The organism is Salinispora pacifica CNR114 (genome assembly GCF_000514775.1).
GTDB classification, from domain to species: Bacteria; Actinomycetota; Actinomycetes; order Mycobacteriales; family Micromonosporaceae; genus Micromonospora; species Micromonospora pacifica.
In genome coordinates this window covers 103,839-118,917 of record NZ_AZWO01000005.1, presented here as the reverse complement: position 1 = coordinate 118,917, position 15,079 = coordinate 103,839, and the positions used below count along the sequence as shown (strand labels likewise).

General features: G+C 70.6%; 13 protein-coding genes. 5 read left to right on the top strand and 8 right to left on the bottom strand.

All coding sequences use genetic code 11. The annotated features are described in order from the left end of the window. Positions 1–2: 2 nt before the first annotated feature. Entirely contained in the window at positions 3–1,049 is a 1,047-nt protein-coding gene (locus B118_RS0104025) for an AAA family ATPase (RefSeq protein ID WP_028192403.1), read from the bottom strand. A gap of 212 nt (positions 1,050–1,261) precedes the next feature. Here B118_RS0104025 and B118_RS0104020 point away from each other — a divergent pair, with 212 nt between their 5' ends. Beyond that, positions 1,262–2,203, top strand: a complete 942-nt coding sequence (locus B118_RS0104020; RefSeq protein WP_420329448.1) for an endonuclease/exonuclease/phosphatase family protein — start codon at positions 1,262–1,264, stop codon at positions 2,201–2,203. A gap of 1 nt (position 2,204) precedes the next feature. On the opposite strand, the gene cimA is transcribed toward B118_RS0104020, so the two are convergent. After that, positions 2,205–3,797, bottom strand: a complete 1,593-nt coding sequence (gene cimA / locus B118_RS0104015) for a citramalate synthase (RefSeq protein ID WP_028192401.1) — start codon at positions 3,795–3,797, stop codon at positions 2,205–2,207. A 285-nt stretch (positions 3,798–4,082) separates the two neighbouring features. On the opposite strand from cimA, the gene B118_RS0104010 reads away from it, so the two are divergent. Next, entirely contained in the window at positions 4,083–4,547 is a 465-nt protein-coding gene (locus B118_RS0104010; RefSeq protein ID WP_018220784.1) for a PRC-barrel domain-containing protein, read from the top strand. A gap of 43 nt (positions 4,548–4,590) precedes the next feature. Next, a complete protein-coding gene (locus B118_RS0104005; protein ID WP_028192400.1) occupies positions 4,591–5,319 on the top strand; it encodes a tyrosine-protein phosphatase in 729 nt (242 codons plus the stop codon). Between the two features lie 9 nt (positions 5,320–5,328). Here B118_RS0104005 and B118_RS0104000 read toward each other — a convergent pair whose 3' ends face one another. Together B118_RS0104000 and B118_RS0103995 are read right to left on the bottom strand one after the other, a co-directional pair. Next, entirely contained in the window at positions 5,329–6,426 is a 1,098-nt protein-coding gene (locus B118_RS0104000) for a branched-chain amino acid aminotransferase (protein WP_018220786.1), read from the bottom strand. A gap of 270 nt (positions 6,427–6,696) precedes the next feature. Beyond that, entirely contained in the window at positions 6,697–7,728 is a 1,032-nt protein-coding gene (locus B118_RS0103995; RefSeq protein WP_018810684.1) for a 3-isopropylmalate dehydrogenase, read from the bottom strand. A 227-nt stretch (positions 7,729–7,955) separates the two neighbouring features. On the opposite strand from B118_RS0103995, the gene B118_RS0103990 reads away from it, so the two are divergent. Together B118_RS0103990 and B118_RS0103985 are read left to right on the top strand one after the other, a co-directional pair. Beyond that, a complete protein-coding gene (locus tag B118_RS0103990) occupies positions 7,956–8,810 on the top strand; it encodes an FAD:protein FMN transferase (RefSeq protein WP_027647467.1) in 855 nt (284 codons plus the stop codon). 330 nt (positions 8,811–9,140) lie between these two features. Next, positions 9,141–9,497 (top strand): hypothetical protein, encoded by a 357-nt coding sequence (locus B118_RS0103985; protein WP_238323855.1) that lies wholly within the window; start codon positions 9,141–9,143, stop codon positions 9,495–9,497. A 98-nt stretch (positions 9,498–9,595) separates the two neighbouring features. Here B118_RS0103985 and serA read toward each other — a convergent pair whose 3' ends face one another. The 4 genes from serA to B118_RS0103965 form a co-directional block, all read right to left on the bottom strand. Further along, a complete protein-coding gene (gene serA / locus B118_RS0103980) occupies positions 9,596–11,191 on the bottom strand; it encodes a phosphoglycerate dehydrogenase (protein WP_018220790.1) in 1,596 nt (531 codons plus the stop codon). Between the two features lie 351 nt (positions 11,192–11,542). Then, positions 11,543–12,556: a ketol-acid reductoisomerase gene (ilvC, locus tag B118_RS0103975; RefSeq protein WP_018220791.1), complete on the bottom strand. Its 1,014-nt coding sequence runs from the start codon at positions 12,554–12,556 to the stop codon at positions 11,543–11,545. Between the two features lie 62 nt (positions 12,557–12,618). Continuing rightward, positions 12,619–13,134 carry an acetolactate synthase small subunit gene (ilvN, locus tag B118_RS0103970; RefSeq protein ID WP_018220792.1) on the bottom strand — a complete coding sequence of 172 codons (516 nt, stop codon included), beginning with the start codon at positions 13,132–13,134 and terminating at the stop codon, positions 12,619–12,621. Positions 13,135–13,195: 61 nt separating this feature from the next. Beyond that, complete coding sequence (locus tag B118_RS0103965) at positions 13,196–15,079, bottom strand: acetolactate synthase large subunit (protein WP_018220793.1); 1,884 nt, start codon at positions 15,077–15,079, stop codon at positions 13,196–13,198.

Below are 15,079 nucleotides of genomic sequence, written 5' to 3'. Positions count from 1 at the left end.
CCTCACGCCGCCGCCAGGGTGGGCGCGGCTTCGGTCACCCCGGCGACCCGGGGCGGCGGTACCGCGTTGACCAGCCGCCGGATGACCGACTCGGCCGACACCCCGTCGGCGACCGCGTCGAAGGAGAGGACCAGCCGGTGGGCGAGCACATCGACCGCCAACTCGCGGACATCCTCGGGCAGCACGTACTCCCGGCCGCGCAGCAGGGCCTGGGCTCGGGCGGCGGCGACCAGACCGAGGGTGGCGCGGGGGCTCGCCCCGTAGGCGAGCAGCGGGGCGACGTCGGGCAGGCCGAACCGGACCGGGTCCCGGGTGGCCAGGATCAGCCGAACCACGTACTCGGCGAGCGCGTGGTGCACGAAGACCCGACTCGCCCGGGCCTGGAGGTCGAGCAGCCGTTGCGGGTCGAGCACCGGCTGGGGCGTCGGCCGGTCGGTGCTCATCCGGTAGAGGATGGCGAGTTCGTCGGCGTCGCTCGGGTAGTCCACCGTCACCTTCATCAGGAACCGGTCTCGCTGCGCCTCCGGCAGTTGGTACACCCCCTCGGACTCGATCGGGTTCTGGGTGGCCAGCACCAGGAACGGCGCCGGGACCTCCCAACTCCGCCCGCCGATCGAGACCTGGCGTTCGGCCATCGCCTCCAGCAGCGCGGACTGCACCTTCGCCGGAGCGCGATTGATCTCGTCGGCGAGGACCAGGTTGGCCATGACCGGACCCAGCTCGACATCGAACGTCTCCCGGGATGCCCGATAGACGCGGGTGCCGACGATGTCGGAGGGAACCAGGTCGGGAGTGAACTGGATGCGGGAGAAGCTGCCGCCGACGACGGTCGCCAGGGTCTGCGCGGCGAGTGTCTTCGCGACGCCGGGTACCCCTTCCAGGAGGCAGTGTCCGTCGGCGATAAGCGCGGTGAGTAGGCGTTCCACGAGCCGGTCCTGCCCAACGATCACGCGTTGGACCTCGGCGAGGGTCTGTCGTAGCTCGGTGCCAGCTGCGTCGGGATCGACCGAGCTGGGCTCGGGGGCCAGGGTGTCCGAGATGTCCGTCACGGTGCTTGCTTCCCGCGCCGAACGCCGGCAAACGTCGGACTTACCGCACTGGAAAGCCCACTACCGATGATTCTCCTCGTGACTGGACAAAGAACCTATTGAATGCCGAATACCTCCGGCAGCTTCGGCGCCGGGCTGGGCTGACCGGCGTGCCCTAGGCTGCGGTCGTGGCGGAAACAGGTACCCCCCTTCGGCGGCCGACAGCTCTCACCGTGGCCGGTTGGCTGGCCGTGACACCGGGTGCCGCCTGGGCCGCGGTACGCCTGCTCGGCCTCGACCACGGACCCCTCGTCCAGCTGCTGGCCTTCACCCCGTACGCCGCCGCGGCCAGCCTGCTACCCCTGATCCTGCTCCTCGCGTTGCGACGCTGGCGGCCGGCGATGGTGGCGGCGGTGACGACGGTGGCCCTGGTCGCCCTGGTGGCACCGCGGACGTTCGCGTCCACCCCGCCGGCCGTCACCGGCCCGCCGGTACGGCTGCTGACGGCCAACCTGCTGGCCGGCTCCGCCGACGCCGAGGCGCTGGTTGACCTCGTCCGCCGGCACTCGGTGGAGGTGTTGGCCGTGCAGGAGTTCACCCCGGCGATCGCGGCCGAGTTGGACCGCCTCGGGCTCGACGAACTCCTGCCGTACCGGGAACTACACCCCGTCGAGGGGACGCCCGGCTCCGGGCTGTACGCGCGCCACCCGATCAGCGCGGGCGGCGTCCGGCACAACAGCAACGCCTGGGGCTTCCGCCAGGCCTACGGAACCGTCCTCGTTCCGGCGGCGCCGCCGGTCCAGGTCGAGTCGGTGCACCCCGCCGCCCCGTACGCGCTCGACCAGGTCGGGAACTGGCGCCGGGACCTCGCCGCCCAACCCCCCGCCACCCCGGACGGGCAGCTGCGCATCCTCGCCGGGGACTTCAACGCCACCCTCGACCACGCCCCGCTGCGCGCCCTGCTGGACACCGGGTACGTGGACGCGGCGGACGCTGCCGGGACCGGGCTCACCGGCACCTGGGGGCCGTACGACGGTGACCTGATTCCGCCGGTCACCATCGACCACGTGCTGGTGGACCGGCGGATCGCGGTCCGGTCCACCACGGTGTACGCGATCCCGGGCAGCGACCACCGCGCGGTCTTCACCGACCTCCGCCTCCCGCCGGCCGGTTGAGTCAGGACTGTCCGCCGCGAACCCGGTCCAGCCCGTAGGTCAGGGCGTCGACCAGCGCGTCCCAACTCGCCTCCACCACGTTGGGGTGCACCCCCACCGTGGTCCAGTCCCGACCGGCATGGTCTGACGTCTGCACCAGCACCCGGGTCACCGCCCCGGTGCCGTGGCTGCCCGCCAGAATCCCCACCTTGTAGTCGGCCAACTCGAAGTCGCGCAGCTCGGGGTAGTGCGTGACCAGACCGGCGCGCAGCGCCTCGTCGAGCGCGTTGACCGGGCCGTTTCCCTCCGCGGTGGCGATCACCCGCTCGCCGCGTACCCGGATCTTGACGGTCGCCTCGGAGACCACCGCGCCGTCCTCACGGTGCTCGACCAGGGTCCGGTAGGACTCCAGCGTGAATGGTCGGGGCGGCGCCGCGTCCGGCAGCTCGGAGCGGACCAGCAGTTCGAACGAGGCGTCGGCCGCCTCGAACGACCAGCCCTCGGCCTCCAGCTCCTTGACCCGCTTGGCGACCCGGTTCAGCGTCTCCGGGTGCTCGGCCAGGTCGAGGCCCAGCTCCCGGCTCTTGAGTTCGACGCTGGCCCGGCCGGCCATCTCGGTGACGAGGATGCGCATCCCGTTCCCCACCAGCTGCGGGTCGATGTGGTTGTAGAACAACGGATCCACCTTGATCGCACTCGCGTGCAACCCCGCCTTGTGGGCGAAGGCCGCGGACCCGACGTACGCCTGGTGGTCGTCGGGGACGATGGTGGCGAGTTCGGCGATGCCGCGGGATACCCGGACCATCTGCTGCAGACAGCCCTCGGGTAGGACTGGCAGCCCGAGCTTGAGTTGCAGGTTCGCCACCACGGCGAAGAGGTCGGCGTTACCGGGTCGCTCGCCGTACCCGTTGGCGGTGCCCTGCACGTGCCGCACGCCCGCCTCCACCGCGGCGATGGTGTTGGCGACCGCGCACGCGGTGTCGTCCTGGGTGTGGATGCCGAGTCGCTCGGGCGCCACCTCAAGCCGGGCGGTGAGGTCGGCGATCACGGCGGTGACCTGGGAGGGGAGCATGCCACCGTTGGTGTCACAGAGCACGAATCGCTCGGCGCCGGCGGCGAGTGCGGTCTCGACCACCGACGAGGAGAACCCGGGGTCGTCGCGGTAGCCGTCGAAGAAGTGCTCCCCGTCGACGAAGACCCGCCGCCCCTGCGCCACCAGGTACGTCACGGTGTCGTGGACCATCGCCAGGTTCTCGTCGGCAGAGGTACGGAGCGCCCGCTGCACGTGCCGCAGGTCGGCCTTGGCGACCAGCGTGACGGCGGGGGTCTCGGCGGCGAGCAGGCTGCGCACCTGCGGGTCGTCGTCGGCCTGCCGGCCGGCGCGCCGGGTGGCGCCGAAGGCCACCAGCACCGCGTGGCGCAGGTCGAGTTCGGTACAGGCCCGGCGGAAGAACTCGGTGTCCTTCGGTACCGCGCCCGGCCACCCTCCCTCGATGAAGCCCACCCCGAACTCGTCGAGGAGCCGGGCCACCGCGAGTTTGTCGGCCACCGTGTAGCTGAGCCCCTCGCGCTGGGCGCCGTCACGCAAGGTCGTGTCGTAGACCTGGAAGGTCATCAGGATCCTCTCTGCGGCAACAAAAAGACCCCCCACGAACGTGGGAGGTCTGCGCGCTCGGCGGACGGAGGCCGGCGCGCTAACGGCGAATAATCAGGACCGTGTGGTGCACAGAGCTCACTGTGCCAGCCACGGGCCCCGTTGGGCAGCCGAATCCGCATTCCGGGACGACTTTCGGAGGTCGTCGGCGTCGACGCCCCCGGCCGCGATGGTGTACCCGGTTCGACACCGGGTACCCACCCCATGAGGGCCCGACGCCTGTCCCCAGGGGTGGAAGGAGACGCCATGGCACGGCGCGACCCACAGCCGTCCCGTCCCACGCCGAGCCCACTCGGCACCAGCGGTCCGAGCAGCGCCCCCGACGGCCCGCCCGGCAGTGGCTTCGACCCGTGGCGCTATCGCGCCGACTCCACCGTCACCGACATCGACCTGGCGGGCTACCAGGTCGAGGCGAGTGACGGTGGAATCGGGAAGGTGGACCAGGCCAGCCACGCGGTCAACTCCAGCTACCTCGTGGTGGACACCGGCCCATGGTTCTTCGGTCGCCGGGTCATGCTCCCGGCCGGCACCGTCAACCACGTTGACCACAACAAACGAAAGGTCCACGTTGACCGGAGCAAGGACCAGATCAGGGCCGCGCCGGAGTACGACGAGACCGCGGACACCGACCCGGCGTACCGGGACCGGCTCGGTGGCTACTACGGCGACACGTACTCAGCCATCCCACCGGGCACCGCGCGAGAACGATGATCGGTGGGACCACCGGCGCCGGGTCTACCGCTACCGTGTCAGGGTGGACCCGATTGAACTAACTCAATTCGACAGTCTGTTCAACTTCCGCGACGTCGGCGGGCCCGCCGGGCACGACGGACGCGTCGTCCGAAGTGGTCGGCTCTTCCGCTCGGACACCCCGCACCGGCTGGTCGGCGCCGACCGGACGGCGTTCGCCGCGTTCGGCGTCCGCACCGTGCTCGACCTACGCCGGCCCCACGAAGTGGTTCGAGATGGCCGGATCCCGGACTTCGCGGGGCTGACCTGGCGGCACATCCACCCGGAGCACGCCGAATGGGCCAACACCCCGTACCAACCCGGTGCCAACCTCGCCCGCTACCTCGCCGACCGGTACGCCGACCTGGCCTCGACCGGCACCACCGGACTGGCCGCCGCGATCGGGCTGATCGCGGACGAGACCAACGCCCCGCTCTTGGTGCACTGCGTCGCCGGCAAGGATCGAACCGGCATTGTCTGCGGTCTCACCCTGGCTGTGCTGGGCGTCTCCGACGCTGACATCGCCACCGACTACGCGTTGAGCACCGCAGCCGGCGAGCGCTTCCGGGCCTGGTTCGCCACGACGGGCGAGACGTTACACCCGGCGCTGCCGCCGCTGGGTTGCCCCGAGGAGGCGATGCTGCTGTTCCTCGCCGAACTGCGCGACCGCTACGGCACGGTCGAGGGCTACCTGCGCCACGCGGGCGTCACCGACGCCCAGGTGGCCGCGCTCCGCGACCACCTGCTGGAGTAGCCGCAGACCTCAGAGCACGTGGTGGACCCAGTTCTGCGGATCCGCGGCCGCGCCCCGCTGGATGTCGACGAGTTGCTGGCGCAGGGCCATGGTGACCGGGCCGGTTGCACCGCCACCGATGCGGAACTCGCCGTCGGGAGAGCGAACCGCGCCGACCGGATTGATTACCGCGGCCGTGCCGCAGGCGAAGACCTCGCGTAGTCGACCGCTCGCCGCGTCGGCCTGCCAGTCGGCGAAGGCGATCGGCTGCTCCGCCACCCGGTGGCCGGCGGCGGCGGCGAGCGTGAGCACCGACTCCCGGGTGATGCCGGGCAGGATGGTCCCGGTCAGCGGCGGGGTGACCAGGGTGCCGTCGTCGTAGACGAAGAAGAGGTTCATCCCGCCCAGCTCCTCGACGAAGCGGCGCTCCACCGCGTCCAGGAAGACGACCTGGTCGCAGCCGTGCTCGATCGCCTCTGCCTGGGCCACCAGCGAGCTGGCGTAGTTGCCGCCGCACTTTGCCGCGCCGGTGCCCCCGGGCGCGGCCCGGGTGTAGTCCGGCGAGGCCCAGACGGTCACCGGCTTCACCCCACCGGAGAAGTACGCACCGACCGGGGACGCGATCACCGCGTAGAGGTATTCGTTGGCGGGCCGCACACCGAGGAAGACCTCGCTGGCGAACATGAACGGCCGCAGATAGAGGCTGCCGTCCTCCCCCTCGGGAATCCAGTTTCGGTCCACCTCGATCAGGCGGTGCAGCGAGTCGACGAAGGCCTGCTCGGGGAGGGGGGGCATCGCCATCCGCCGGGCGGACGCGGCGAACCGGGCGGCGTTGGCGTACGGCCGGAACATCGTCACGCCACCGCTGACGGTGCGGTACGCCTTCATGCCCTCGAAGATTTCCTGGGCGTAGTGCAGGACCGCGGCGGCCGGGTCCATCGGGATCGGCGCCCGCGCCTCGACCCGGGCGTCGTACCAGCCCTTGCCAGCGGCGTAGCGGATAGTAACCATGTGGTCGGTGAAGACCTGCCCGAAGCCGGGGTTGGCCAGCAGCGCGCCCCGGTCCGCTTCGGATACCGGCGCGGAATTCGGACGGATCTCGAACTCGAGCTTGTCACCACCGCTCATCGCGCTGACCTCCCTGGAATGGATGATGACGGCATGCGACCCCGCGTGCCGAGCTGGTGCGAGCAAACCTACCCCGAACGGTCGTTCAGCGGGTAGCGGCATCCGGGCAGGCCCGCGCCGGCTGGCACACCGGCCGTGGGACCGCCCCACGGGTGGCTCGTCCCGGCTGCCCACCGGGGCGAGGGCTGGGTTGCCGACCGCCTACCCACCGTGACTGAACACGGGCTGCGGAGGCGGCTCACGGCCCGAGCCGCGGAGGCGGCTCACAATTCAGCCGGCTGCGTAACCTGCCAGTCGATCGCCGACCTCCGCGGTGCGGATCGGCGCACCCGGCACCCGCCCGGCCAGCTCTGCCGCCACAGCGGCGTTGATCCGGGCCGCCGGCTCGGCGTGACCGAGCTGGTCGAGCAGGAGCGCGGCGGAGAGTACCGCTGCCACCGGGTCGGCCAGACCGCGACCGGCGATGTCCGGCGCGGAGCCGTGCACCGGCTCGAACATCGACGGGTACGCGCGCTCCGGATTGATACTGCCGCTCGCCGCGAGCCCGATTCCGCCGGTGACGGCGGCGGCGATGTCGGTGAGGATGTCACCGAAGAGGTTGTCGGTGACCAGCACGTCGTACCGCTGGGGCTGGGTCACCAGGAACATCGCGGCGGCGTCAACATGCTGGTATTCGGTGGTCACGTCCGGGTGCTCGGCGGCGATGTCCGCGAAGGCACGGGCCCAGAGCGAACCGGCGTGGGTGAGCACGTTGGTCTTGTGCACGAGGGTGACCTTGCGCTGTTCCCGCCGTTCCGCCCGGTGGAACGCGTCTCGGATCACCCGCTCGACGCCGTGCCGGGTGTTCAGGCTCTCCTCGGTGGCGATCTCGGCCGCGGTACCGCGGTGCAGCGCGCCGCCCGCGCCGGCGTACAGCCCTTCGGTGCCTTCGCGGACCACCACCAGGTCGACCTCGCCGGCCTTGACGCCACCGAGGGGACTGCTCGTGCCGGCCCAGAGCCGGGCGGGGCGCAGGTTGACGTACTGGTCGAAGGCGAACCGCAGCCGCAGCAGCAGGCCCCGCTCCAGCACGCCGGGCGGGACGCTCGGGTCACCGACTGCACCCAGCAGAATGGCGTCATGCCCGGCCAGTTCCGCGAGGACCGAGTCGGGCAGCACCTCGCCGGTGCGGTGGTACCGCGCGGCGCCCAGGTCGTACTCGGTGGCCTGCACCTTCGGGAGCACCGCATCGATGACCTTGCGGGCCTGCGCGACCACCTCGGGGCCGATTCCGTCCCCAGCGACCACCGCGATCCGTGCCACGTCAGCTCCTCTGCCTCGCTCGCTCGGCTCCGACCGTACGCCCTGGTCCCGAAAATCGGTACGACTCTTCCATTATTCGAGAAAACAGATGTACAGGAGGCTTCCAGCTGACATTCATTCAGCGGTGATCTCCGTTGCCTATCCTGATCAGCAGCGGGGGCTACGGGCCATATACCAGGGCCCACACCAACACCGCGACGCAACGGGGCCGTCGGCCAGGAGGCGGGATGAGAATGAGGATCGACGAACAGCAACGCAGCCACTGGGGCGGCTCGTCGCTACTCCGCCCGCAGCCGCGCCCGGACCTTCGCCTCGGTGGCAACCAGCGGCGGGTCGGCGGAGCGGGTCCGGCAACCGGGGAACGGATCGCCGTCGCGCACACCGTCCGCACCACCATCGCCGAATACACATTGCTGTTCAACGCACCGGACTGGCTTGGCCGCCGGGGCGCCAGCACGGTGCTTCGAGACGCCGTCGCGGAGCTACGCGCGATCGACCTGGCCTACGGACCGAACCGGCCGGAGAGCCTGGTCTCCCGGTTACGGCGGGGGGAGGTCAGCCCCGAGTCGTACCCGCCGCTGACCGACCTGGTAGACCGCTGCACCGCGATGCGGGCCGCGACCGACGGCTGGTTCGACGCCTGGGCAGTGCCCGGCGGCTTCGATCCGGGAGGACTCCTCGGTGGGTGGGCAGTAGAACAGGCCGCGGCCCGGTTGCGGGCCGGGGGCGTCCACGACTACGCCGTGCTCACCGGCGCCGACCTCGTCGTACGTGGGCACGCCGCGCACGGGGGACCGTGGCGGGTCGCCGTACACCACCCCACCAACCGGCGCCAGGCGCCGCTGGTGTTGGAGATGACCGCCGGCGCGATCGGCACCTCCGGGGTGACCGGACGACGGGGGCATGTCGTGGATCCGCACACCGGGGAACCCGCCGACCAGTTCATCGCCGCCACCGTCGTCGGGCCGGACCTCGCCGTCGCCGACGCCTACGCCACCGCGCTCTACGCCGCCGGCCCGGCCGGTCTAGCCTGGTTCCACAGTGGGACGGACTACCGCGTCCTGCACGCTCACCGCCACTGATCGACGCTCCGGGGGGCGACCTCCGGGCCCCGACCGGAGCGAGGGTCACGATCGGCCCCCACGGTCTCGGCAACCACCGTGAGGGCCGGTCAGCGACGATTGCGCGTGGCTCGCGCATCCGAGGGGTGCGGACCAACAGGGCCGGACGTCAACCTCGTCACCCGAAGACGGGCCGACATCACGGACTCAGCCAGTAACCGCATCGGTACGCTAGCGAATTGACACAACTCCACGCAAGAGGATCCACTACCGACTCTCCTGACAGGAGTATGGACTGTTCGGGGAAGGGCGACTTCGACATGGCAACCGACAACTGGCACGCTGTCCGCCGTGAGTTTCGATCTAAGCGTGTGGGCCCTGGCACCCGGGGCGACGCCCGAGGACGTACGAACAGCCGTACGGCGGTGCCGGGCAGGCCAGCACACCGATCGCCGACCTGACCCCCGGGTGGTCGGATTCTATCGGGCGATCACCGCCGCGTACCCAGAGCGACCGGACCTGGCGGACACCCCCTGGGCCTCGGCACCACTACACACCGCCAGCGATCACATCGAACTGAACCTGCATCCGACCTGCGCGGACCAGGTGCTGCTGGACATCGAGCGACTGGCCGGCGAACACCGACTGATGCTCTTCGACGTCCAGGACGGCTCGGTCTATCCACCGCCCCAGCGCACCGACGGCTGACGATCCCGGGGACCAGACCGGCACGCGGCCCGTGCCCCGGGAGCACCCCCGGGCCACGGAGGGCCCGCCGGGCAGGCCGAGCCCTCCGTGGCTCGCGATCACTCCTCCCGCAGGTCGGCGGCGCTGGCCGAGGTCGCACCGACCGAATCGGCGACCGAGGTGAGCAGATCGGCGCCGAGCGCCTGGTCAACGGTGAGGGTCATCAGCGTCTCCCCACCAGCCTCCCGGCGGGCCACCTGCATCGCGGCGATATTGACGCCGGCCTCGCCGAGCAGGGTGCCGACCGCGCCGACCACACCGGGCCGATCGGCGTAACGGAGAAAGACCAGGATGCCCTCCGCCCCGATCTCCACGTCGAAGCCGTCCACCTCGGTCAGCTTGTTGACGTCCCGGGCACCGGTGACGCTGGTGCCGGAGACGCTCACCGTCCGGCCGTCCGGCAGGGCGCCACGGATGGTGACCAGCAGCGCTTCCTCGGCCGTCTCGGGTCTGGTGACCAGCGACACCTCGACCCCACGCTCGGCCGCCAGGTGCGGCGCATTGACGTAGGTGACCTGCTCCTCCACCACCGAGCTGAACAGCCCCTTGGTCGCCGCGAGTTTGAGCACCGAGACGTCGTTGCTGACCACCTCGCCCCGCACGTCCACGGTCACGCTCGCGGCGATCCCGCCGGCCACCGCGGTGAAGGCCCGGCCGAGCTTCTCGGCCAGCGGCAGCAGCGGCCGGACGTCCTCCGCGACGACGCCACCGGTCTGTACGTTCACCGCGTCCGGAACGAACTCACCCTGCAACGCCAGCTTCACGCTGCGGGCCACGGCGAGGCCCGCCTTGTCCTGCGCCTCGTGCGTGGAGGCGCCCAGGTGTGGGGTCGCCACCACGTTGTCGAAGGCGAACAGTGGTGATGAGGTGCAGGGCTCCTTGGCGTACACGTCAACGCCGGCCCCGCCGACCCGCCCCTCGGCGATGGCGTCTGCGAGGGCCTGCTCGTCCACGAGGCCACCCCGGGCGGCGTTGACGATCCGCACCCCGGGCTTGACGATCGCCAGCTCCTTCTCCCCGATCAGACCCACCGTCTCCGACGTCTTCGGCAGGTGGATGGAGATGAAGTCGCTCTGGCGCAGCAGCTCATCCAGGCCGACGAGGCGAACGCCGAGCTGCGCCGCCCGCGCCGGCTGGATGTAGGGGTCGTAGGCGATCAGCCGAGTACCGAACGCGGCGATTCGTTGTGCGAAGAGGACACCGATGCGCCCGAGGCCGACCACCCCGACGGTCTTGCCCTGCACCTCCACCCCGGTGTACTTCGACCGCTTCCACTCCCCCATCTTCAGCGCCGCGCTGGCGCTGGCGGTGTTCCGCGCGACCGCCAGCAGGAGGGCGACCGCCTGCTCTGCCGCGGAGACGATGTTGGAGGTGGGGGCGTTGACGACCATGACGCCGCGGGTGGTGGCCGCCGGCACCTCGACGTTGTCCAGGCCGACCCCCGCCCGGGCGACCACCTTGAGTCGTGGTGCCGCGGCGATCGCTTCGGCGTCGATTCGGGTCGCACTGCGGACGATAACCGCGTCGGCCTCGGAGAGCGCCGAGAGCAGGGCCGGGCGGTCGGTGCCATCCACATGTCGGACGTCGAAGTCGTGGGCGAGCACCTCGATGGCGGCGGGAGCGAGTTCTTCGGCGATCAGTACGACGGGATTCATTGGTCCTCTAAATGTCGTCTATAGCGGTCGGCCGGGCGGCGGGGGCAGCACTGCGCCCCGCCGGCAATCCGGCCATGGCCGTCAGGTGCGGCTACGCACCCAACAGGGATCGTAGGGGGCCAATCGGCGCTCCGGCGACCAGGGTGAGTGCCCTCACAGCGACCACCCGGCCCGGCCGGGGTGCCCACCCGCCATCGGCTCCGGGGGGCGTCCACCCCGTGCGTCCGCAGCTCCTGGGCAGCGCAACCGTCGGACGCCCGGGACCCAACGCCGGGGAGGGAGAGCGTCAGGTCACGGGCGTCCGCGGTCCCCGGAAGACCCTCGCACCAGGGCGCCCGGGAACTTCCTGGATCAGGCGGTCTCGGTGATGGGCCGGTCGACCCAGCTCATCATGGCCCGCAGCTTGCCACCGGTCTCCTCGATCGGATGCGCCGCGCCCTCCGCCCGCCACTTGGCGAAGTTGGGCCGGCCGGCCTCGTCCTCGGCAACCCACTCCCGGGCGAACTCACCAGACTGAATCTCGCCCAGGATCGTCCGCATCCGCTCCTTGACCCGGGAGTCGATGACGCGGGGACCACGGGAGAGGTCGCCGTACTCGGCCGTGTCCGAGATGCTGTACCGCATCCGAGCGATGCCGCCCTCGTACATGAGGTCCACGATGAGCTTCAGCTCGTGCAGGCACTCGAAGTAGGCCACCTCGGGGGCGTAGCCGGCCTCGGTGAGCACCTCGAAGCCGGTCTGCACCAGCGCCGCCGCGCCGCCGCAGAGCACCGCCTGTTCGCCGAAGAGATCGGTCTCGGTCTCCTCGGTGAAGGTGGTCTTGATGGCGCCGGCCCGGGTGCCGCCGATGGCCTTGGCGTACGCCAGGGCCAGGCCGAACGCGCTACCGCTGGCGTCCTGCTCGACGGCGACCAGGCAGGGCACGCCCTTGCCGTCGACGTACTGCCGACGCACCAGGTGGCCAGGACCCTTCGGGGCGATCATCGCCACGTCCACCTCGGCCGGCGGCTTGATCAACCCGTACCGGATGTTGAATCCGTGCCCGAACAGGAGCGCCTTACCCGCGGTGAGGTGCGGCGCGATCGACTCGGTGTAGAGGGTGCGCTGGGCCGTGTCCGGCGCGAGGATCATGATGATGTCGGCCTCGGCCGCCGCCTCGGCCGGGGTCTGCACCCGTAGCCCCTGCTCCTCCGCCTTCGGCCGGCTCTTCGACCCGGTGGGCAGACCGATCACCACCGCAACACCGGAGTCGCGCAGCGACAGCGCGTGGGCATGGCCCTGACTGCCGTACCCGATCACGGCGACCGTGCGGTCCTGAATCAGGCCCAGGTCGGCGTCGTCGTCGTAGAACACCTCAACGCTCATGGAACTTCCCTTTCGTACGGCCGCGCGCGCGGCGGCCGATCGGAGATCTGGTGGGGTACGGATCAGGCGACCCGGAGAGCCGGGCCGGCGGTGATGGAGCGGGAACCACGGCCGATGGCGACCGTGCCGGACTGCACCATCTCCTTGATCCCGAAGGCCTCAAGGTCCCGGAGCAGGGCGACCAGCTTGTCCGGAGTGCCGGTCGCCTCGATGGTCAGCGTTTCCGGGGCGACGTCGACGACCCGGGCGCGGAACAGGTTCACCGTCTCCAGTACCTGACCGCGGGCGCTGCGGTCCGCGCGGACCTTCACCAGCAGCAGCTCCCGGGCCACCGACACCTGAGGGTCCAGCTCAACGATCTTGATTATGTTCACCAACTTGTTGAGCTGCTTGGTGACCTGCTCCAGCGGAGAGGAGTCGGCGTTGACCACGATGGTGATCCGGGAGACATCCGGGTTCTCGGTCTCCCCCACGGCGAGACTGCCAATATTGAAACCGCGCCGGGAGAAGAGCCCGGACACCCGGGCCAGGACCCCGGGCTTGTTCTCCACGAGCACGGAGAGCGTATGCATGGTCACAGTGGTGCCTTCCTCGTCTGATTCTCCCGACCCCTGCGGCGCCCGGTGTGGTGGGCCATGTCTACACCTCGTCCTCGTCGAAGACCGGCCGAACCCCGCGGGCGAACATGATCTCGTCGTTGCTGGTGCCGGCGGCGACCATCGGCCACACCATCGCGTCCTTGCCGACCACGAAGTCGATGACCACCGGGACGTCGTTGATGGACATCGCGGCCTCGATCGTCTGGTCGACGTCCTCCGCCGTCTCACAGCGCAGCCCGACACAGCCGAGCGCCTCGGCGAGCTTGACGAAGTCCGGAATGCGATGCTTGTGGGTACCGAGTTCGGTGTTGGAGTAGCGCTCCCCGTAGAAGAGGGCCTGCCACTGCCGCACCATGCCGAGATTGCCGTTGTTGATCAAAGCGATCTTGACCGGGATGCCCTCCAGCGCACAGGTCGCCAGCTCCTGGCTGGTCATCTGGAAGCAGCCGTCGCCGTCGATCCCCCAGACGACCGTCTCCGGCCGACCGACCTTGGCGCCCATCGCCGCCGGCACCGCGTACCCCATGGTGCCGAGGCCGCCGGAGTTCAACCAGGTGCGGGGCTTCTCGTACGAGATGAACTGGGAAGCCCACATCTGGTGCTGGCCCACGCCCGCCACGTACACCGCCTCCGGGCCGACGATCTCGCCGAGCCGGCGAAGCACGTACTGCGGGGAGAGTGTGCCGTCGGCCGGCTCCTCGTACCCCAGCGGGTAACGCCTGCGCAGGTCCCGCAGCTGGGCCCACCAGTCGTCGAGGTCGGACCGGTGACCGGCCGACTGCTCGACGGCGACCGCGTCGACCAGTTCATCGATGACGTGCCGGGCATCTCCCACAATCGGCACGTCCGCGTGCCGGTTCTTACCGATCTCGGCCGGGTCGATGTCGGCGTGCACCACGGCCGCGTCGGGAGCGAACGAGCCCAGCTGGCCGGTCACCCGGTCGTCGAACCTCGCCCCCAGCGCGACGATCAGATCTGCCTTCTGCAGGCCGTAGACCGCCGCGACCGTCCCATGCATACCGGGCATGCCCAGGTGCTGCGGGTGTGAGTCGGGGAACGCCCCGAGCGCCATCAGGGTGGTGACCACCGGAATCCCGGTCAGCTCGGCGAGCTGACGCAGCCCGTCGGTCGCGCCGGCCTTGAGCACCCCGCCACCGACATAGAGCACCGGCCGGCGGGCGATGGCCATCAACCGGGCCGCCTCCCGGATCTGCTTTCCGTGCGGGTGCAGCGTCGGCCGGTAGCCGGGTAGGTCGAGCGTCGGCGGCCAGGCGAAGACGGTTGACGCCTGGAGGACGTCCTTGGGGATGTCCACCAGCACCGGGCCGGGCCGGCCGGTTGCGGCGAGGTGGAACGCCTCGGCGAGCACCCGGGGCAGTTCCTCGGCGCTCTGGACCAGGAAGTTGTGCTTGGTGATCGGCAGCGTGATGCCCTGGATGTCCGCCTCCTGGAAGGCGTCCGTCCCGATCGACGGCCGGGCGACCTGGCCGGTGATCGCCACCAGCGGCACCGAATCCATGTACGCGTCGGCGATCGGCGTCACCAGGTTGGTCGCACCGGGCCCGGAGGTGGCGACGCAGACGCCGACCCGCCCGGTCGCCTGCGCGTACCCGGTGGCCGCGTGTCCGGCGCCCTGCTCGTGCCGGACCAGGATGTGCCGGACCGTGGAGTCGTACAACGGGTCGTACGCCGGCAGGATCGACCCGCCGGGAATGCCGAAGATGACCTCGACGCCGAGCGCTTCGAGGGAGCGCACGAGGGAGCCGGCACCGGAGACCTGGGTGGGGGCGGGAACGGGGGTGCGTACCGCCGGAACGGTCGGGGTGGCTGCCGCGCGGGGCCGGTCGGCGTCGCGCGGCTGCTCGACGGCCGCACGGGCCCGCCGGGCGGAGTTGGCGAGGGTCTCGGGTGTGGGTCTCGTCAT